Source organism: Rhodanobacteraceae bacterium, assembly GCA_024234055.1.
Taxonomy (GTDB): domain Bacteria; phylum Pseudomonadota; class Gammaproteobacteria; order Xanthomonadales; family SZUA-5; genus JADKFD01.
Map to the genome: position 1 here is coordinate 200,278 of JACKOW010000008.1, position 18,654 is coordinate 218,931.

Consider the following 18,654-nt stretch of genomic DNA (forward strand, 5'->3'; position numbering starts at 1 on the left):
GGTAGCCGGCAGCGCCTGGATCGGCGAGTTGAACTCGGCGATACCAAAGGCAGCGCCGAGTGCAACTCGGCGATCCCAGGGGGCGGCAGTGCTGTTCAATGCGCGCTGCCGATGGTGACTTGCATGGGCTGACCTTTCGCGGTGGCCATCGCCAGCAAGCGCTCGCGCAGGGTGTGCTTGGCATCGTTGTCGCCATGCACCAATCTGACTTCTCGCGGCAGCTTGCGCATGCGGCGTACGAAGTTGATCAGATCGTCCTGTCCGGCATGGGCTGAGTAGCCGCTGATACTGCTGACCTGGGCGCGGATGGTGTATTGCTTGCCGTCGAGTTCGACATAGCCATGCCTGGGGCCGTATTTCTGGATCTGCTGGCCGGGTGTGCCGGCGGCCTGGTAGCCGACAAAGAGCACGTCGTGACGTGGGTCCTCGATCATGGCTTTGAGGTAATTGACAATGCGGCCCCCGGCGGCCATGCCGCTGGCGGCAAGCACTACAGCTGGGCGTCGGGTCTTGACCAGATGATCAACCAGCTTGAGGTGGTCTTCATGGCTGTCGACGGTAATGAGATTCTCGAATGACAGCGGGTGGCGGCCGGCACGCAGGCGCCGGTGGGCTTCGGCGTCCCACCAGGGCTTGAGCTTCTGGTAGGCCTGTGTGAATCGTGCCGCCAGGGGCGAATCGACGATCACCGCCAGTTCGCGCCAGCCAGAATCACTGGCCTTGTGGATCAGGCCCTCCAACTCGTACAGCAACTCCTGGGTGCGGCCGATGCTGAAGGCCGGAATCATCACGGTACCGCCGTCTTTCATGGCGTGGTCGATGGCGCTCTTGAGCCGCAGCTGACGGCTGCGGCGATCTTCGTGCTTGCGGTTGCCGTAGGTGCTTTCCAGCACCACGACATCGGCGCGGGCGGGCGATTTGGGCGCGGCCAGCAAGGGTGCGTGTGGCGCGCCGAGGTCACCGGAGAAGACGATGCGCTGGCTCTTGGGGCCGGTGCCGATGTCGAACTCCACAAAGGCCGAGCCGAGGATATGGCCGGCGGGCTGGAAGCGCAGACGCAGCGGATTGTCTTGCCGATCGATGACGGTGTGCCAGTTGCCGTAATCCACCGCGACGATCTGCTTGCGCATGAGCGTCAGCGCGGCATCGATCAGTTGCTGGTCGCGGGTGAAACCGACCTTGAGCGCGTCTTCGATGACCAGCGGCAGCAGGATGGCGGAAGGTGCGGTGCAGATGATCGGGCCGCGGAATCCAGCCGCGAGCAGATAAGGAATGCGGCCCACATGGTCGATATGCACATGAGTGACGACCAGCGCGCGCACGTCGTCGAGCTTGAATTCGATCTGATGTTGATTGGATTCGTTGCCGCCGCTGGTCTCCGCGCCCTGAAACAGGCCGCAATCGATCAGCACGGCGTTGTCGGCGTCGAGTTGCAGGCGGTGGCAGCTGCCGGTGGTGCCTTGAACTGCGCCGTGGTGGGTAATGCTCAGGGGGCTTGCCGTTACGCTGGACGGAAAAGCGCCGGTGAGCCGCTGCGCGACGCACTCGGCCTACGGGTGGCGGGATTCCTGACGATCATGGCTGCGACCGCTTCTCTGCCAGGCGCGCCGTCACTTCATCTCGGCGAGCGCGACTGACCGCGAGCACGTTCAAGACGCCGCTGAGCCAAGGGGTGCGAGTGAACTCTATCGAATTGCTGGCCACATCGTAGATGCCGACGTCATAACCGGCCTGATCGAGTTCGGCGATGAAGTCGTGGGTTTCGACGCCGAATTTCTTGCTGTATCCGTCCATTTCGATCTGCAGTACCGGCGGATTGCCGCGGCCCAGATGACCGAGCGCGCCGCGGACAGCCAGGGGTTCGGCGCCTTCGATGTCGATCTTGGCCATGGCGAAATCCTCGTCGGGCAGGAATTCGTCCAGGGTCACGCAGGTGATCTGCTCGACATGCGCGGTATCAGCCCCTGCATCCGCCGGCACCAGACTGGCGACGCAATCGTCGACGTTCGCGGTCAGCGACGCGCTTCCTGCTCGGTCGGATACCGCGAAGGCGTGGACACTGACACAGGACAATCGATTCAAGGCCACGTTCTCAGCCAGCTGCGCTCGAGTCTGGGTACCGGGCTCGAAGGCATGGACTCTGCCCTGCGCTCCGACCAGCGCGGCGGCCAGCAGGGTGTACACGCCCACGTTCGCGCCGATGTCGACGAACGTATCGGCGGGGCGCAGATAGCGCCTGATGAAGCTCATCTCGCGGAAGTCCGGGAGACCGTTGAAGTACAGCGCGGCGCTGGCCGAATGGCTGTTTCGGTGACAGCGTAGCGTGAGGCCGTGATAGGGAATGTCCCAATGGTCGGCGAAACTTCTCTTGGCCAATTGCCATGCGAAATAGCGCATGACGGCTGGGATCACACGGCCCTGATTGGCTGGGTGCCGCGCAATTCGTGCGAGGGTGCTCAAGTGACTGCGCGCACTTCGTGTGTGTGAATTGAGGGCCGGGCTGGGCCGGGCCGCGAAACTGTGTGGAAGTTTGTTGTCACGTAGTCCGCTGCGCGGACAACGTGACCTACGGGGCTTCGAGCAACTTCACATACGGTCGGGCGCACTACTGCAATCGCGACCTTCCGGAGTGGATATCGATTCCTGCTCATAACGCCTGCGCCGCCACCATGGCGCTGAAGCGGGATCCTTCTCGCTCCCGCAGACTGGCGTAGTCGCCCTGCTCCACCAGTCGACCCTGGTCAAACACCAGCACCTGGTCGGCGGTGCGCACGGTGGCGAGGCGGTGGGCGATGATCACCACGGTCATGCGGCCGCGCAGCTCGTCGATGCTCTGCTGAATGACGCGCTCGGCCTCGCTGTCGAGTGAACTGGTGGCTTCGTCCAGGATCAGCAGGCTGGGCTCCTTGAACAGTTCACGGGCGATGAACAGGCGCTGGCGTTGTCCGCCGGACAGGCGGATGCCGCGGTCGCCGACGAGGGAATCGAAGCCGTCCGGCGAGGATTCGATGAACTCGAGCAGGTGTGCGCTTCTGGCGGCATTGCGTACTCGCTCCATCAGCGCCGGATCGGTCTTGGGGTCGCCGCTCCACAGGCAGATGTTGTTGGCAAAGCTGTCGTCGAAGATGACCGCATCCTGCAGCACGTAGCCGATCTGGCGGCGCCAGCTGGATTTCTCGAGTTCGGTACCGCGGATGCCATCGATGCGTACTTCGCCGGTGCGCGGCGGCAACAACAGGGTCAGAAGGTCGATGACGGTGGATTTGCCGGCCCCGGAGGCGCCAACCAAGGCAACCGTGGAGCGCGCCGGGATGGCAAAGGACACCTGCGAGAGCACATCACCTTTGCGGCTGTCGTAGGCAAAGGACACCTGATCGAAGCGTATACCCTCACGCAGGAGTGCAGCGCTCACCATGCCGTTCGGCTCGGCCTCGCTGGCCAGGCGACGGAACTCGTCGCGAACGACTTCGACCGCGCCGGCCTGCGCCTGGACGCTCTGCCAATTGGCCTGCACGCCGAGTACGGCGTTGATGCCGCGATAGAACAACAGGATGGATACCATGATGGGTGCCAGCGGCTGCTCGAACACCGAGAGCTGGACCACCACGATCAATATGATCACCAGCACAGCAATGGGCTCGCGCGCAGCGTTGGTGAAGGCCATGACCAGATTCAATCGGGCGCCCAGATCACCGGTGCGCTCGACATTGGCCAGCACATGCTTGCGCAAGGGCTCGGCGGTATGGGTGGCGGCCAGATACTTGAAGGCCTGGATGGTCTGGACAAAGGTGCTGGACACCGACCCCATATGCTCGGCGGATTCGCGCGACAGGTCGCGAATGCGCCGCGTAAGTTGGCGAAACAGGAAAAACAGACCAAAGCCGACCGCCAGCGCTGCCAGACCGAAGCGCCAGGCGACGATGACGGCCATGCCCAGATAGACCGCTGATTTGATCAGGCCGACCATGAAACCCGAAAAACTCTGGAAGGCACTGATCAACGAGAAGACCTGGCCGAACAGGTTGAAGAAATAGCCCGTGTCGCGCGAGGTGTAATAGCGATAGCTCATCCGCGAATAGGCGTCGTAGAGCTTGGAGTGAAGCGATTTCTGCAGCTGCGCCCGCAGAAAGCCACCGTAGCCGCTGGCGGCGAAGGCAATCGCACCCTTGACCAGAAACACCACGGCGACCAGACACAACACCGGTACCGCACCCTGGATTCCCAGGCCCGTCAGCCCCTCCGTGATCCATGCGGCGAAACGTCCTGGCGCGGCGCTGCCGCTGTCCAAGGTTTGCAACAGCGGCAGCAACATGACGATGCCGACGCCTTCCAGCAGCGCTTCGACCAGCATCAGTGCGAATACCAGATACATGCGCCCGCCGATGAACTCCCGGAAGGTGCGCAGGTAAGACCCGAGCCCCTCCAGCGGGGCCTCGGCGTGCTTCGCCGAATTTTCGGCCGGGGCGCCGTTGATGCTCAGCACGGGATCAATGTTTGCATCAGCGCCGTTGCCGTTTCCGCATGGGAGCGGCGGCGTACGAGGCTTTGGTAGTGCCGAGCTTGCTCGGCAGGGTGTGCGGTTCTTGCTCTGCGGGCTGCATGGAAGCCAGGCAGAGGCAGCGGAGCAAGCTCCGCTCTACAACAGCCGGGGCGGTCAGAGCTTGGCATCGGCGCTCCCGCGTGCAGCGGCGTATTTGAGGTCGAGCAGCAGGCCATCCGGCTTCAGGTACCGCCGAATCTCATCCCGGGTCTGCTCGGCGAACTGTCGATGGGCGACGGCGAGCAGCATCAGATCGTAGCCAGCAGGCTCTGGTTGCTGGCAAAGCGTGATGGCGTATTCGCGCTGACATTCCTCGCTGTCGGCCCAGGGATCATGCACATCCACTTGCGCGTGGTAGCCCATGAGCGCGCGGACGATCTCCACCACGCGGGTGTTGCGCACATCGGCGCAGTTTTCCTTGAAGGTGATTCCCAGCACCAGTATCCGCGCGCCGACAATGTTGATTCGATGTTGCGCCATCAGCTTCAGCACTTCGGCAGTGACGTACTCGCTCATGCCCTCGTTGATGCGTCGGGCAGCAAGGATCAACTCGGGGTGGTAGCCCACTGCCTGGGCCTTGTGCACCAGGTAGTAGGGATCCACGCCGATGCAATGCCCGCCCACCAAACCCGGGCGAAAGGGCAGGAAGTTCCACTTGCTGCCCGCTGCCGCGAGTACCGCTTCGTTGTCGATGCCAAGTCGTGCAAACAACTGGGCGAACTCGTTGGCCAGGGCGATATTGACGTCACGCTGGGTGTTTTCGATGGCTTTGGCGGCTTCGGCCACACGGATCGAAGGCGCACGATGGGTGCCGGCAGGAACAATTTCGCGATACAGCGCGTCGATGAGTTCGGCGGCTTCGGGCGTAGAGCCGGAGGTGACCTTGACGATGTCGGGCAGACGGCGCTGGCGATCACCGGGGTTGATGCGCTCCGGGCTGTAACCGACAAAGAAGTCCTCGTTGAAGCGCAATCCGCTGTGCTGCTCGAGAATGGGTACGCAAACCTCTTCGGTCGCGCCGGGATAGACGGTTGACTCGAAGATGACGACATCGCCAACCTTGAGTACATCGGCGACGGTCACGGTGGCAGCCATCAGCGGCGTCAGATCGGGCCACTTGTGCTGATTCACCGGCGTCGGCACCGCCACGATGTAGACATTGGCGTGGCGCAGATCATCCTTGTCGGAAGTGAAGATCAGCCTTGCCGCGGCTGCCACGTCCTCGGGGCTGCATTCGCCGGTGTTGTCCTGTCGCGCCTGCAAGGCCTTGATGCGGTCCGGGTTGATGTCGAAGGCGACTGTGTCTCGCAGTCGGCCAAAGGCCAGCGCCAGCGGCAGGCCGACATAGCCCAGACCGATCACGGCAGGCTTTGCCTGTGGGAGCTCAATCATGGCGATCCCGTGCCAACTCTGGCGGACGCGGGCTGATGCCCGGGCCGGGCTCGCCCTCTTGACGAGGCGGCAAGGGACTAACCAGCAGCAGGCAGGCCAGAACGAACATGGTCGACACTGCGGTGGTGCGCAGCGGGTAGTCCACCAGCGAGTGCAGGCACAGCATCACCACGATCAGCGCACCGCCGAGGTGCAGAGCATGGTGCGAGCCGCGCCCACGCAAGCCCTGCAAACGCTTCCAGAACCAGTATCCGAAGGCCAGGGTCACCGGAATCAACAGCAGACCGAGTTCCACCCAGAGCTCCGCCCAGTCATTGTGCGCATGCGTGAGAATCTTGGCTCCTACCAGTTCCAGGGGCTCGTAGGCCGCATACATGGCCTGAAAACTGCCGAGCCCTGTGCCCAGCCAGCCAAAGCGGCCACTCAGGGCCATGACATCGGCAAAGACATCGATGCGGATATCGCCTTGCTGATTCAGGCGATCGGCAATGGCGAGAAAGCCAAACTGGAAGGCCAGCAGACCGCTGATGCAGGCGAAACCCAACAGCCAATAATAAGTTTCCTTGTCGCGGCGGCGACGGATGAAAGCAACTGCCAGCCAGACCAGCATCGCCAGCCCGGCAATGCCCACACCACCGCGCGATCGCGACAGCACGATCCCCAGCAGCAGCATGGCGCCGGCAAGGATCCACCCCACCCGAATCAGGTGACCCGTCGATCGGGGCAGATGGCGATATCCGCTGCGCACCAGATGAGCCATGACCAGCGCCAGCGCGGTCGCCAGAAATGCCGCGTAGTGATTGCGGTTGGCGAACAGGCCGACGGCATCGTGAACATTGGTCGGCACATAGGGGCGCAGTTCGCTGTGCGGTCCCTGGGCGACCTGGGCGATACCCAGCGGAACCATCATCAGCGCAATTGCCACCACCGCCAGGGACAGACGCTTCAGCCAGATGGCATTGAGCTGGCAGCCGATCACTGCGAGCGCTGCAGCAGGCAACAGCCCACGCAGGGCGGCCAAAGTGGCATTGGGATCCAGCGACCAGGGCGCAAACATCGGGCTGCCAAGTCCCAGAGACTCACGCCCGGCGGACAGCACATCCCGACCCGCCATGGCATGTGTCAGGACTGTAGGCAAGGGCAGCAACTGGATGAGCGGCAACAGCGCCACCGCCAGAACCAGCAGCAGGAAGTGCCTTGTCGGCACACTTATCTGGGCCCAGGACAGGCGATTCAAACCCCAGACCAGCACCACCGATGACGCCAGTTGCACGGTCAGATCGGACATCAGATCGTTGCGCGTACCGCCGCCGAGCAGCATGGCCAGCAGAAGGATGAACAGGGCGGTGATACCTGCTGGCCGCTGCGACGGCAGCCGCACCGCGGAGGCGGCATCGGCTCGCCGTCGGCGGGATCGGCGACGACGGCCGCTGGCCTGCACTTCAAACTCCTGACGAGGAAGCGCGCTAGTCAGCTGATGGGCCCATCCATGGCGTCCCGAGCGGGCATCTCAGCTTGACTGACCCGTCTCGGACAGATTCTGGAACGACTCATCCTCACCAGCCTGTTCCGCGACTTCCCGTCTGAGTGCAGCAATCTCCTGCTCCAGACGTGCGTACTCGCCTTGCTTGCGACGAAGAAATTCTGCGGTGGCACGGAACTTTGCCCCCACGCCGGCGGGCGTGAGCACATAGGCGTAGGCCAGTTTGTTGTCACTGTTGCGGAAGTTCTGCACCTTGATCCAGCCGCGGCCTATCAACGCCCGCAGGCAGTAGTTGGTCTTGCCCAGCGACATCCCGAGCTCGCTGGCCAACTCGCGCTGCGACAGCTCCGGATGTTCGGTGAGCAGTCGCAGCAAGCGGTAGCGGGTGTCGTCGTCCAACGGGCTCCTGGGTTGAGCGCTTGGCAGATGTGCCGGATGTTGCTTTTGAATCAGCCTGCCCCGTGGATCGCGCGCAATGCGCATCTGTGGGAGCGGACTCTGTCCGCGAACTCTGTCCGGCTTGCAGGCGAAGATCGCGGGCGGAGCCCGCTCCCACAGGTGGGGCGGCGTTGGGGACTTGCTTGAACCAGACCCCCCACGCTGCCGCCCTGCGGTGTAGGCCCGCATGGCCACAAAGCCGGGTTGTCGGTGCGCCTAGATGCGGGCGCCGAGCACGCTGCGGGGGAGCACGACTTCGCGCTCGCTACCCAACATCGTCAACAACAGCCGCACCCGGTCGTCACCGTGTGCCGCCGCAAAAATGGCGTTCAGCCCGCTGAATGGGCCTTCGTTGATCTTCACCGGTGTACCGGGCGCCAGATCTGGCGCCGCCAGCCTGACGAAACCGTCGTAGAGATCGATTCGGGACTTGATCTGCTCGATGACGGCATCGGGTACCCGCGCCGGTTCGCCGCCGAAACGCACGATGGTGCTTACGCCACGCGTGCTGCGCACCGGCTCCAGCGATTGCAGCGCCGGATCGGTCTGGATGAAGACATAACGTGGGAACAGCGATTCGGTGCGGACCACCATGCCGGAAGCGGCTCTCACCGTGCGCCGGGTGCGCGGGAACAGGGTCTCGAAACCCTGCCGCATCAGGCACATCTGTGCCTCGGCCTCGCCACGGGGTTTGGTCATGACCGCAAACCAGGAAAGCAAGCGCAGAGTTGCCCGTTCAATCGTTGAACACACGATAGCCCGTGCTTGGCGACAATCGCAAGCGCGCATCGGTTGTTGTAGCCCGAACTGCGCGCCAGCGCTGTCCGGGAAGTGACGCGAAGAGCCCCGCTGAGCGGCTGCGCCGCACAACGGGCTACTAGAGCAGCTGCTTGGCCGTTGTAGCCCGAACTGCGCGCCAGCGCTGTCCGGGAGGCGACGCGAAGAGCCCCACTGAGCGGCTGCGCCGCACAACGGGCTACAAGAGCAGCGTTGTAGCCCGAACTGCGCGCCAGCGCTGTCCGGGAGGTGACGCGCGAAAAGCCCCGCTGAGCGGCTGCGCCGTTGCTTGGCGCGAACTGCGCGCCAGCGCTGTCCGAACTGCGCGCTTGGCCGCGCGAACTGCGCGCCAGCGCTGTCCGGGAGGTGACGCGAAGAGCCCCGCTGAGCGGCTGCGCCGCACAACGGGCTACAAGAGCCTGCGCCGTTGTAGCCCGAACTGCGCGCCAGCGCTGTCCGGGAGGTGACGCGAAAAGCTGCGCTGAGCGGCTGCGCCGCACAACGGGCTACAAGAGCAGCTGCTTGGCCGTTGTAGCCCGAACTGCGCGCCAGCGCTGTCCGGGAGGCGCGTCGAAGAGCCCCGCTGAGCGGCTGCGCCGCACAACGGGCTACAAGAGCAGCTGCTTGGCCGTTGTAGCCCGAACTGCGCGCCAGCGCTGTCCGGGAGGCGACGCGAAGAGCCCCGCTGAGCGGCTGCGCCGCACAACGGGCTACAAGAGCAGCTGCTTGGCCGTTGTAGCCCGAACTGCGCGCCAGCGCTGTCCGGGAGGTGACGCGAAGAGCCCCGCTGAGCGGCTGCGCCGCACAACGGGCTACTAGAGCCGGGATTCCAGGGTCTCGTCCAAAAAAGAAGGGCCCGTTGCCGGGCCCTTCGAAAGTGCTACAGATACAGCTTGTTATTAGAACGTCTGCGTGTAACGGAAGTACGGGACGCGACCGTACTGATCGTACAGGCCGAAGTCGAACGGACGACCGGTCGGCTGATACGGATCAAGCACCGGATCCTTGTCAGCCACGTTGGTCACACCCAGGGTGAAGCGACCATTCCACGGAGCGCTCCAGGTGGCCTGCAGGTCATGGGTGACCCATGCCGGCAGACGCTGCGGGTAGTCCGGATCGCCAACGCTGTTGGCAAAGGACTGCGTACCGTCGATGTAGTTGATGGTCCAGGCGAAGTTGAAGTCACCAATGGTGTACTCATTGGTCAACACTGCGCGATCCTGCGGCTGGCTCCAGGTGTCGACGCCATTTGCACCGCCGTCGATCTTGGAGTGGAAGGTGCGGCTGATCGTCAACTGGTTACGCATGTTGCCGTAGTCGCCGAAATCCCAGTTGGTGCGGAAGTTGGCGTCCAGACCGGTCTGCTCGATGGTACCGAGGTTGACCGCACCGCGCTGGATGTACAGGATTTCGCCGGTACCCGGGGCGCGGGCAACGCCCAGACCCAGAGCCGGATTCGGCGGATTGACGTTGGTCGGCAGGTTACCCAGTCCCGGCGGGCAGTTGGTCTGCGCGCCCAGCAGGCAGTTGACGATGGTCGGCGACGACACGTTCGACACGCGATTGTCGATCTTGATGTCGTAGTAGTCGAGCGACATGTTGAAGTAGTCGGTCGCGTCCCACGCCAGACCCACCGACCACTGGTCGGAGGACTCGGACGACAGGTTCGGGTTGGCGATCACGTAGGCATTGATCTGCGTGGAGCAGTTGGCCGGCAGGCCGAATGCAACGCAGGTCGCGGCGTCGGTGACGGTGTCAGCCGAGAACGACGGCTGCTGGGTCAGGATGTCCAGCGTCGGAGCGCGGAAGCCCTGACCGTAGCTGGCGCGCAGCACCAGGTTCTCGATCGGGGTGTAGCGCACCGAGATCTTCGGCGAGGTGTCAGTGCCGTAGTCGCTGTAACGGTCATAACGCGCCGCCAGGTTGAACTCGAGGTTGTCCAGCACCGGGAACAGCGCTTCGACATAAGCAGCGCTGACCGAACGACCACCGGCAGCCGAGTTACCGGCCGAACCGACGATCTGGCCCGAGGACTGCAGGGTGTCGAAGATGTCCTCGTAGGACTCGTCGCGGTACTCGGCACCGAAGGCCAGACCAGCCACGCCGCCGTTCATTTCGAACAGATCGACGTTGGCCTGAGCGTACAGTTCCTCGATGATCGTGCCGCCTTCGCGGTTGATCGTAGCGATCATCGAATCCAGAACGTCACGCGGGTTGGCGAACGGGTTGTAGATGTCATAGCGACCGTCGGCAATGAACTGCGCGGCGATGGCGCCGACAACGTAGTTGCGACCCAGTTCCAGATACTTGGACTCGACGTGACGACCACCGAAGTTGACGTCGAAGTTGCCGATACGACCATCGAAACCGAGTTCGAAGTAGTAGGTGTTGGCATCGGTCGAGGTGTCGCGATTACCCAGTGCTGCGAAGCGGTGACGCAGGAAGTACGGGGTATCCGGATTGTAGCCCTGACCCGGCAGACGGATCGCCGGATGGTTCGGGGAACCGACCGGGATGAAGGGCTGGCCACCCGGGAACGGCGAGGACGGCACCGGCGCATAACGACCGAAGGACTTGACGCGGCTCACGCTCGCGTTCATGTAGGTCGACCAGTCTTCGTTGATCTCGTAGTTGGCACGAGCAAACAGCGACTGGTTGCGCAGTTCCGCTTCGTCAGCAGCGACGAAGGTGAAGTCGTAGAAGCAGCGCTGCGACGAACCCGAACCACCGGTGAAGAAGCCGGGTGCATTACAGGCAGCGCTACCCGGGACCGAACCGTTGGTCGGGTTGGCCACGAAGCCGCCCGGCACGAAGCCGTACAGCGTGCCCGGTGCCGGGTTGGCGACCATCAGGTTGTTCGAGAAGGTGGACGCGCCACCCTGCGACCAGGGGCGATCGCCCTGGAAGATGATGCCGCGGCTGCTGTAGGAAGCGCCGGCGATGACGCTGCCGCGGTCGCCCGCTGCACCGAAGATCACCGAACCTTCTTCCGTCTCACCGCCCGAGTTCTTCGGGTCGCTGGCACCGATGGTCATTTCGACACCGGTGAAGTCGCGACGGGTGATCACGTTGACCACACCACCGATGGCGTCGGAACCGTAGATGGCGGATGCGCCATCAGTCAGGATCTCGATGCGCTCGACGGCGGCCAGCGGAATGGTGTTCAGATCCTGTGCCTGACCCACCTGCGGGGCGGTCGGTGCACGACGGCCGTCGATCAGGATCAGGGTACGGGCGCCGCCCAGACCACGCAGGGACAGTTCGGCGAAAGACTGCGCCGACGAACCGGACTGCGGGCGGAACGAGCCGAAGGAGTTGAAAGTGGTGTTACGCAGATAGTCGGCAACCGACACGTCGCCGCTGAGTTCCAGCGCCTGACGATCAATCACGGTGACCGGAACGGAGCCTTCGGCATCCGTGCGCTTAATGCGCGAACCGGTGACCTCGACGGTCTCCATCTGTGCGGTGTCGCTATCGTCGTCCTGCGCGAAAGCCGGGACTCCCGTCAGGGCAGCCACCGAGCCAAACGCCAGCGCGGCGGTGATGGCGCGATTCAGTTCACGAAGTTGCAAGCTCATTTAGCACTCTCCAAAAAGACTTCACGGATACTTCTCGGGACTTTTTGCCTTCCTGACAGGACTTTCGTCCTAGCCCCATCCCTGAGCGAGGGGGACACTAACAAAAAGCTAACGGTTGCAAAAGTGCCTTCGTGCTGTTGTGTTTTTGCAACATTTCTCCTGATTGGCCTTCCCGGGTGCTCAGGATGCTTGCTCAGTCCTTGGCATCTGCTGCAGTCGGCGCTTCGATCGTATGGATGGCTGCCACCGACAAGGCCCGACGTGGCGCAAAAAATGTGTTACGAAACAAATGCGTGGCCCCGCGCTTTCGCCGATTCCGCGCCTCGCGATCGGGTCCGATCGCAGCGGCCGGCGGATGAGCGGGGCCAACATGGGGCAGGCTGAACCTGCGCAAAGGGGACCATGGGACGCTGTCGGTGTCGCCGATGATTTGCCGATCAGAGGTAGCCTTCGACCGCCGAATTTAAGCCTTCACAGCAAAAATTTAATGTTTCCCCCGTCCTCGTCGGCGGTCTTTCAGCGCCTGAGGGCACCAGCTCGACTCTCCAGGCGATGGCGATTTGCTCTGCAGCAGCTGCCAGCAGCGGCGATGCGGATAGCCGAAGTCCATCAAGACCGCGCCCGGCCAGCGTCCCGCTGATGTGGATCGACTGCGTGCCGTTGCCCTGAGGGCCAGCCCGCTGTCGTATTCTCCATACTCTCGCGTATCTCCTCCGAGGCCCATGCCCGCCGCTCAGCGCCGCCAGTTCCTTCGTCATGCCCTCCGACTCGGCCTTACCGCGACTCTGGGCGGCGGACTCGGCGCGCTGCAGGCCTGCCACCGTAATCCGCCATTGCGGGGGATGTCGGCGGGCGATTCTCTGGTGCGCGCTACCGACGCCACCACTGGATTGCCCTTGCTGCGCCTGCCCAAGGGCTTCCGCTATTTCTCCTTTGCCTGGACCGGCGACGCGCTGAACGGCGGCGGCCGCATTCCGCCGGCCGCCGATGGCATGGGGGTGGTCGCCAGCGACGGCGATCGCATCACCCTGATTCGAAACCAGGAGGTGGTGGACGCTAACGGTGCCTTCGCCGCTCCTGATGCGGCCTATGACGCCGACTGCGGCGGTGGTTGCGTGCGCCTGATCGTGGATCTGGCCCAGGAACGCCTGCTCGGCGCCGAGGCGGCGCTGACTGGCACGCTGGTCAACTGCTCCGGCGGTGTGAGCCCCTGGGGCACCTGGATCAGCGGCGAGGAGATCGTGATCGACCGCGATCAGGTAGTGCCGGCGAGCAGTAGTGTGCGCGCCCGAAGGCTGAGGCAGATCCACGGGCTGGCCTTCGAAGTCAGCGCCAGCGGTCCGGCGCAGGCGCGCCCGATCTACGACATGGGCTTGTTCAGGCATGAGGCAGTGGCATTCGATGCCGACACGGGGCAGGCCTATCTGACCGAAGATCGCGAGGTCGCCGCCGGCTTCTATCGGTACACGCCGCGCAAGCCGGGCGATCTGGCGGCGGGCGGCACACTGGAGATGCTCTGCGCCGAGGGCGGTCCTGATCTGCGGCGCGGCGTTCGCGTGGGCCAGCGCTGGCGCGTGCGCTGGGCACCGATCGCCGATCCACTGCTGGGACATACGCCAGGCACCCGTGACCAGGGCGGCGTACTCAGCCAGGGACTGGCCGGCGGCGGATCGTTGTTCCTGCGCCTTGAGGGTTGCCTCGGACGTAGCGACGGCATCTGGTTCACCTCGACCTCCGGCGGTGATGCCGGCGGCGGCCAGGTCTGGCGCTACGATCCGCGCAGTGCCGAACTGGAACTGATGTACGAAGTCAGCGACCGTTCGCTGATGGATTACCCCGACAATATCGGCGAAGGCCCGGGCGGCGGCATGGTGGTCTGCGAAGACAGCAAGTTGCGCCAGCACATGAAGCTCAACTGGCTGGGCCGCGACGGGCGGGTGCGCACCATCGCCGAGAACCACACCAGCGTGAAAGGCGTCGACTTCGGCGCCTCTGAATGGGCCGGTTGCTGCGTATCACCCGATGGTCGCTGGCTGTTCGCGAACATCCAGCGACCGGGATTCACGGTCGCCATCACCGGGCCGTGGGAAGATTGGCTGAGTAGCTGAGGATCAATATGAGCTTGTTTCCGATTACATCGATCTATGCAGGGCTGTGCGGACTGTTGTTGTTGGTGCTGGCCTTTCGCGTGGTGCAGGTGCGGCGCGCGGCCAAGATCGGCATTGGCGTCTCCGACAACCGCCTGCTGGAGCGGCGGGTGCGCATCCATGCCAACGCCAGCGAATATGTGCCGATCGCGCTGATCCTGCTGGCGCTGGCCGAGGCCGGCGGCATCGGAGCAGTCTTCATCCATGTGGCTGGTGCGGCACTGTTCATTGCCCGGCTGTTGCACGCCTGGGGCATGAGCACCAGCGCCGGGCACAGTGTCGGCCGCTTCTACGGCGTACTGGTGACCTGGCTGGTCATTCTCGGCCTGTCGCTGACCTTGCTGATCCGACCCCTGTTCCACTGAAGCGGTGTAGCCATGACTGAATCTGTGCGTGTTGGTATCGAAACTCGCTGGAAAGCACCCGGCCAGCTTCGCCGTGTCCTGGGCTGGGCGGCGTTGGCCTTGCTGGCATTGGCGCTGATCGCTTGCGCCGGCCCGCGCCGGGTCTTGGGCCCGCCGTCCATCAGCCTGCAGGAAATCGAAACCGTCGACGGGCGATACGTGGCGCGGGTGCGCTTCGACAGCCCGTCGAGCATGGCGGTAACGCTGCAACGCTTCGACTGGCGTCTGATCCTGGATCAGACCGCCGCGGCCAAGGGCAGCCAGCCACTGGACCAGACCCTGCCGCCGATCTCGGGCGATATCGTCCGCATCGATCTCGGCAGCGTGGACTCGCTACCGGCACTGTCCACGCTCACCACCGATTCGACCATGACCTATGTGCTGGAAGGCGAGCTCAAGTGCTCGGAACCCAACGTCCGCTTCGATCTGCGCTACGACGGACGACTGCGAGCCACGCCGGGCAAGCCCGGATCCTTCCGCTAGCAGCCTGTCGCAACTGCCCCCGATCTGCCAAACCCAACTTCAAGCCTGCTCCTGAAAGGAAAGACTCATGAACTACACCGCTCCGCTGACCGATATGCGTTTTGTGCTGTTTGACGTCCTCGATGCCCCCAGCATCTATGCGCAACTGCCCGGCGGCGAAGAAGTCAGCCGGGAACTGGTCGAAGCCATCCTTGAGGAAGGCGCCAAGTTCTGCGAGCAGGTACTCACGCCGACCAATGTCATCGGTGACGAGGAAGGCTGTCATTTCGACAAGGAAAGCCGCTCGGTCACCACGCCCAAGGCCTTCAAGGAGGCCTATGACCGCTTCGTCGAGGGCGGCTGGACCGGCCTGTGCGGAGATCCGAAGTATGGCGGCCAGGGCATGCCCGAGAGCGTCGGCTATGTCTTCAAGGAGATGATCGAATCCGCCAACGTGGCCTGGGGCACCTATCCGCTGCTCTCCGCTGGCGCCGTGGATGCGCTCACCCATCATGGCGAGGAATGGCAGCGCGAGGTGTTCATTCCGCGCATTCTCAGCGGCGAATGGACCGGCACCATGTGCCTGACCGAGCCCCACTGCGGTTCCGATCTCGGCCTGATGCGCACCAAGGCCGAGCCCAACGAGGATGGCAGCTTCCGGATTTCCGGCACCAAGATCTTCATCACCGCGGGCGATCACGATCTCAGCAAGAACATCATGCATCTGGTGCTGGCGCGCCTGCCGGATGCGCCGGCGGGCACCAAGGGCATCAGCATGTTCATCGTGCCCAAGTTCAAGGTGGCACGCGACGGCAGCGTCGGCGAGCGCAATCCGGTGGCCCCGGGCAGCATCGAACACAAGATGGGCCTGAAGGGCTCGGCCACCTGCGTGATGAACTTCGACGAGGCCGAGGGCTATCTGATCGGTCCGCCCAACCGCGGCTTGAATGCCATGTTCACCATGATGAATACGGCGCGCCTGGGCGTGGGCGTGCAGGGTCTGGGCCTGATCGAAATCTCGTACCAGAACGCCCTGGCCTACGCCAAGGACCGCCTGCAGATGCGTGCGCTGTCGGGACCGCGGCGCCCGGACAAGCCGGCCGATCCGATCATCGTGCACCCGGACGTGCGGCGCATGCTGATGACCCAGAAAGCCTTCGGCGAAGCCGGCCGCGCGCTCTGTTTCTATTCGGCGCTGCAAGTCGATCTGGTGTCCAGGCACACCGACCCGGCCGTCAAGCAGCGCGCCGACGAAATCCTGAGTTTCCTCACGCCGATCAGCAAGGCCATGCTCACCGAGCTGGCGATCGAGTGCACCAGCCACGGCATCCAGGTGCTCGGCGGTCACGGCTACATCCGCGAATGGGGTCTGGAGCAGCTGATGCGTGATGCCCGCATCACTACCATCTATGAAGGCACCACCCAGATCCAGGCGCTGGATCTGCTGGGCCGCAAGATCATGGGCCAGCAGGCCGTCGGTCTGCGCCACTTCCTGGGCGAGATCGGCGCTTTCTGCCAGGCCCACAGCGACAACGCCGCCATCGCCCCCTTCGTGGCCAGCGTGGCGAAGCACGCCAAGGAATGGGAAGCCCTGACCCGCGAAATCGGCACGAAGGCCGCGCAGAATGCCGAGGAGATCGGCGCCGCGGCGGTCGACTACCTGTTCTATTCGGGCTACGTCACCATGGCCTATTTCATGGCCCGCGAGGCTGAAGCCGCGACTCGCGCCAGCTATGCCGGTACCGCCGAGTTCAAGGAAGCCAAGCTGGCGACGGTGCGCTTCTACTTCGACCGCCTGCTGCCGCGCACCCTGACCCACGCCGCCGGCGTGCGCGCGGGCGCCGAGTCGCTGACCACCAGCGTCGAGGCTGCGTTGGCCTGAGGGCCTGGTCGCGACGCGAGGTCGCTCCTGCAGTGGCGGGGTGGCTGTGGGAGCGGACTCTGTCCGCGATGGCTTTTGTCCGTAGGTCACGTTGGCCCGCAGGGCCTACGTGACGGCAGGCCTCGCGATGTCACGTAGCCCGCTGCGGCACAATCATTCCCCTTGCGGCAACTGCACGGCCGCCAACGACGGCATGGATACCGATGACGGACACATCTGCTCTGCCGGAGCTGGCCCTGCTCTGCCGGGTCGGCTTCGAACCCGACTTGATGGACGAGCTGTCGGCCTGGTTCGCGGTGCAGGGGGTTGCAGCGAGCGTCCGTTCCGAGCAGTCGGCCGTGGTTCGGGTGCGCGCCGCCGGCACGCATCCGGGATTGGCGGATCTGGTGTTCGCGCGGGATCTGATACAGGTGGCAGCCGAGCTCAGGGATCTCAGCGTGAAGGATCGGGTCAGTCCGATCTCCGCTGCTCTGCGGCCGCTGGGGCCGCTCTCCTCACTGACAGTGCTCACCCCCGACAGTGAGGCCACCAAACCACTGGCGCCGCTCGTGGGCGCGCTCCAGGCGCGACTCGGCGACCTGGTCCGTCCGGGCGGAACAGGGCGGGCACAAGTCTGGATGCTGGCCGGTACGCATGCGCTGGTCGGACCTTCACCGCCGGCCGGCGCCGCCCCCGTTTCCGGGGGCATTCCGCGCCTCAAGTTCCCGCGCGAAGCGCCATCCAGATCCACGCTGAAACTGGAAGAGGCTTTCCAGGTATTGATGAGTCCAGACGAACGCGAACGCTGGCTGGTCGCTGGCGGCACTGCGGTCGATCTGGGCGCGGCGCCGGGCGGATGGACCTATCAACTGGTGGCGCGCCGGATTCGGGTGACCGCCATCGACAACGGCCCCATGGCGCCGGCCTTGATGCACAGCGGTCTGGTGCAGCATCTGCGCGAGGATGGCTTTCGCTATCGCCCGCCGCGCCCGGTGGATTGGCTGGTCTGCGACATGGTCGAGAAACCGGGCAAGGTAGCCGAACTCATGGCGCGCTGGCTGCAATCGGGCTGGTGCAAGGCGGCGATCTTCAATCTCAAGCTGCCGATGAAGAAGCGCTTTGACGCCTGGGACAAGGCCAGGGCAGTGCTGCGCCCGCTGCAGCGCATGGGTTTTTCGGTGCGGGCGCGTCAGCTCTATCACGATCGTGAGGAACTGACCGTTGCCGTGATTCCCGGCGCTCAGATTCAGCTGCCGAAGCTGCGCGAGGCGGCCGCCAGCCGTCTGTCGGATCGAGCGACCCGATCGCAGCCGCCGGCAGCCGCCAAAGCGACACGGCCCGGGAAAGGCCCACGCCAGACCGCGGCCAATGCTCCGCCGTTGAAGTCGGGCCAGCCAGCCAGCGGCCGCAAGGCAGCCCCTGCAGGCGCCAGAGCCGCCGCCGGCAGGAAACCGCCGTCGTCAGGCTCGCGCAAGCCGCGCGGCAAGCGCTGAAAGATTCTTGCACCTCCCTCGGTCTTCTACGCTGACGCAGAACCGTTAGGCGGTTGTCATCGGGCTGGTGCAGGCTTAA

Annotated in this window: 13 protein-coding genes; 5 read left to right on the plus strand and 8 right to left on the minus strand. The window is 64.2% G+C overall.

Annotated elements, in window-relative coordinates:
* Positions 1 to 95 precede the first annotated feature (95 nt).
* From H7A19_14540 to H7A19_14575, 8 genes are all read right to left on the minus strand, one after another.
* Positions 96 to 1,490, minus strand: a complete 1,395-nt coding sequence (locus tag H7A19_14540) for an MBL fold metallo-hydrolase (GenBank protein ID MCP5476046.1) — start codon at positions 1,488 to 1,490, stop codon at positions 96 to 98.
* 85 nt (positions 1,491 to 1,575) lie between these two features.
* Positions 1,576 to 2,397 (minus strand): FkbM family methyltransferase, encoded by an 822-nt coding sequence (locus H7A19_14545; protein ID MCP5476047.1) that lies wholly within the window; start codon positions 2,395 to 2,397, stop codon positions 1,576 to 1,578.
* A 250-nt stretch (positions 2,398 to 2,647) separates the two neighbouring features.
* Positions 2,648 to 4,372 (minus strand): ABC transporter ATP-binding protein, encoded by a 1,725-nt coding sequence (locus H7A19_14550; protein MCP5476048.1) that lies wholly within the window; start codon positions 4,370 to 4,372, stop codon positions 2,648 to 2,650.
* Positions 4,373 to 4,654: 282 nt separating this feature from the next.
* The gene (locus tag H7A19_14555; GenBank protein ID MCP5476049.1) at positions 4,655 to 5,932 is read right to left on the minus strand and encodes a nucleotide sugar dehydrogenase; all 1,278 of its coding nucleotides are present in this window, start codon (positions 5,930 to 5,932) and stop codon (positions 4,655 to 4,657) included.
* A complete protein-coding gene (locus tag H7A19_14560; GenBank protein MCP5476050.1) occupies positions 5,925 to 7,373 on the minus strand; it encodes an O-antigen ligase family protein in 1,449 nt (482 codons plus the stop codon). Before H7A19_14560 ends, H7A19_14555 begins: the two co-directional genes overlap by 8 nt.
* Positions 7,374 to 7,442: 69 nt before the next feature.
* On the minus strand, positions 7,443 to 7,898 hold the full coding sequence (locus H7A19_14565) for a MarR family EPS-associated transcriptional regulator (protein MCP5476051.1): 456 nt from the start codon (positions 7,896 to 7,898) through the stop codon (positions 7,443 to 7,445).
* A gap of 171 nt (positions 7,899 to 8,069) precedes the next feature.
* Positions 8,070 to 8,552 carry a transcription/translation regulatory transformer protein RfaH gene (locus H7A19_14570; protein ID MCP5476052.1) on the minus strand — a complete coding sequence of 161 codons (483 nt, stop codon included), beginning with the start codon at positions 8,550 to 8,552 and terminating at the stop codon, positions 8,070 to 8,072.
* Positions 8,553 to 9,529: 977 nt separating this feature from the next.
* Positions 9,530 to 12,208, minus strand: a complete 2,679-nt coding sequence (locus H7A19_14575) for a TonB-dependent receptor (protein ID MCP5476053.1) — start codon at positions 12,206 to 12,208, stop codon at positions 9,530 to 9,532.
* A gap of 722 nt (positions 12,209 to 12,930) precedes the next feature.
* On the opposite strand from H7A19_14575, the gene H7A19_14580 reads away from it, so the two are divergent.
* The 5 genes from H7A19_14580 to rlmM all read left to right on the plus strand — a co-directional run bounded on the left by H7A19_14580 (position 12,931) and on the right by rlmM (position 18,575).
* Positions 12,931 to 14,316: a DUF839 domain-containing protein gene (locus tag H7A19_14580; protein ID MCP5476054.1), complete on the plus strand. Its 1,386-nt coding sequence runs from the start codon at positions 12,931 to 12,933 to the stop codon at positions 14,314 to 14,316.
* 8 nt (positions 14,317 to 14,324) lie between these two features.
* Positions 14,325 to 14,720, plus strand: a complete 396-nt coding sequence (locus H7A19_14585; protein ID MCP5476055.1) for an MAPEG family protein — start codon at positions 14,325 to 14,327, stop codon at positions 14,718 to 14,720.
* A 12-nt stretch (positions 14,721 to 14,732) separates the two neighbouring features.
* Entirely contained in the window at positions 14,733 to 15,242 is a 510-nt protein-coding gene (locus tag H7A19_14590) for a hypothetical protein (protein ID MCP5476056.1), read from the plus strand.
* A 67-nt stretch (positions 15,243 to 15,309) separates the two neighbouring features.
* Positions 15,310 to 17,103, plus strand: coding sequence for an acyl-CoA dehydrogenase C-terminal domain-containing protein (locus tag H7A19_14595; protein MCP5476057.1), 1,794 nt, complete (start codon positions 15,310 to 15,312; stop codon positions 17,101 to 17,103).
* Positions 17,104 to 17,306: 203 nt separating this feature from the next.
* Positions 17,307 to 18,575 (plus strand): 23S rRNA (cytidine(2498)-2'-O)-methyltransferase RlmM, encoded by a 1,269-nt coding sequence (gene rlmM, locus H7A19_14600; GenBank protein MCP5476058.1) that lies wholly within the window; start codon positions 17,307 to 17,309, stop codon positions 18,573 to 18,575.
* The last annotated feature ends 79 nt before the right edge of the window (positions 18,576 to 18,654 follow it).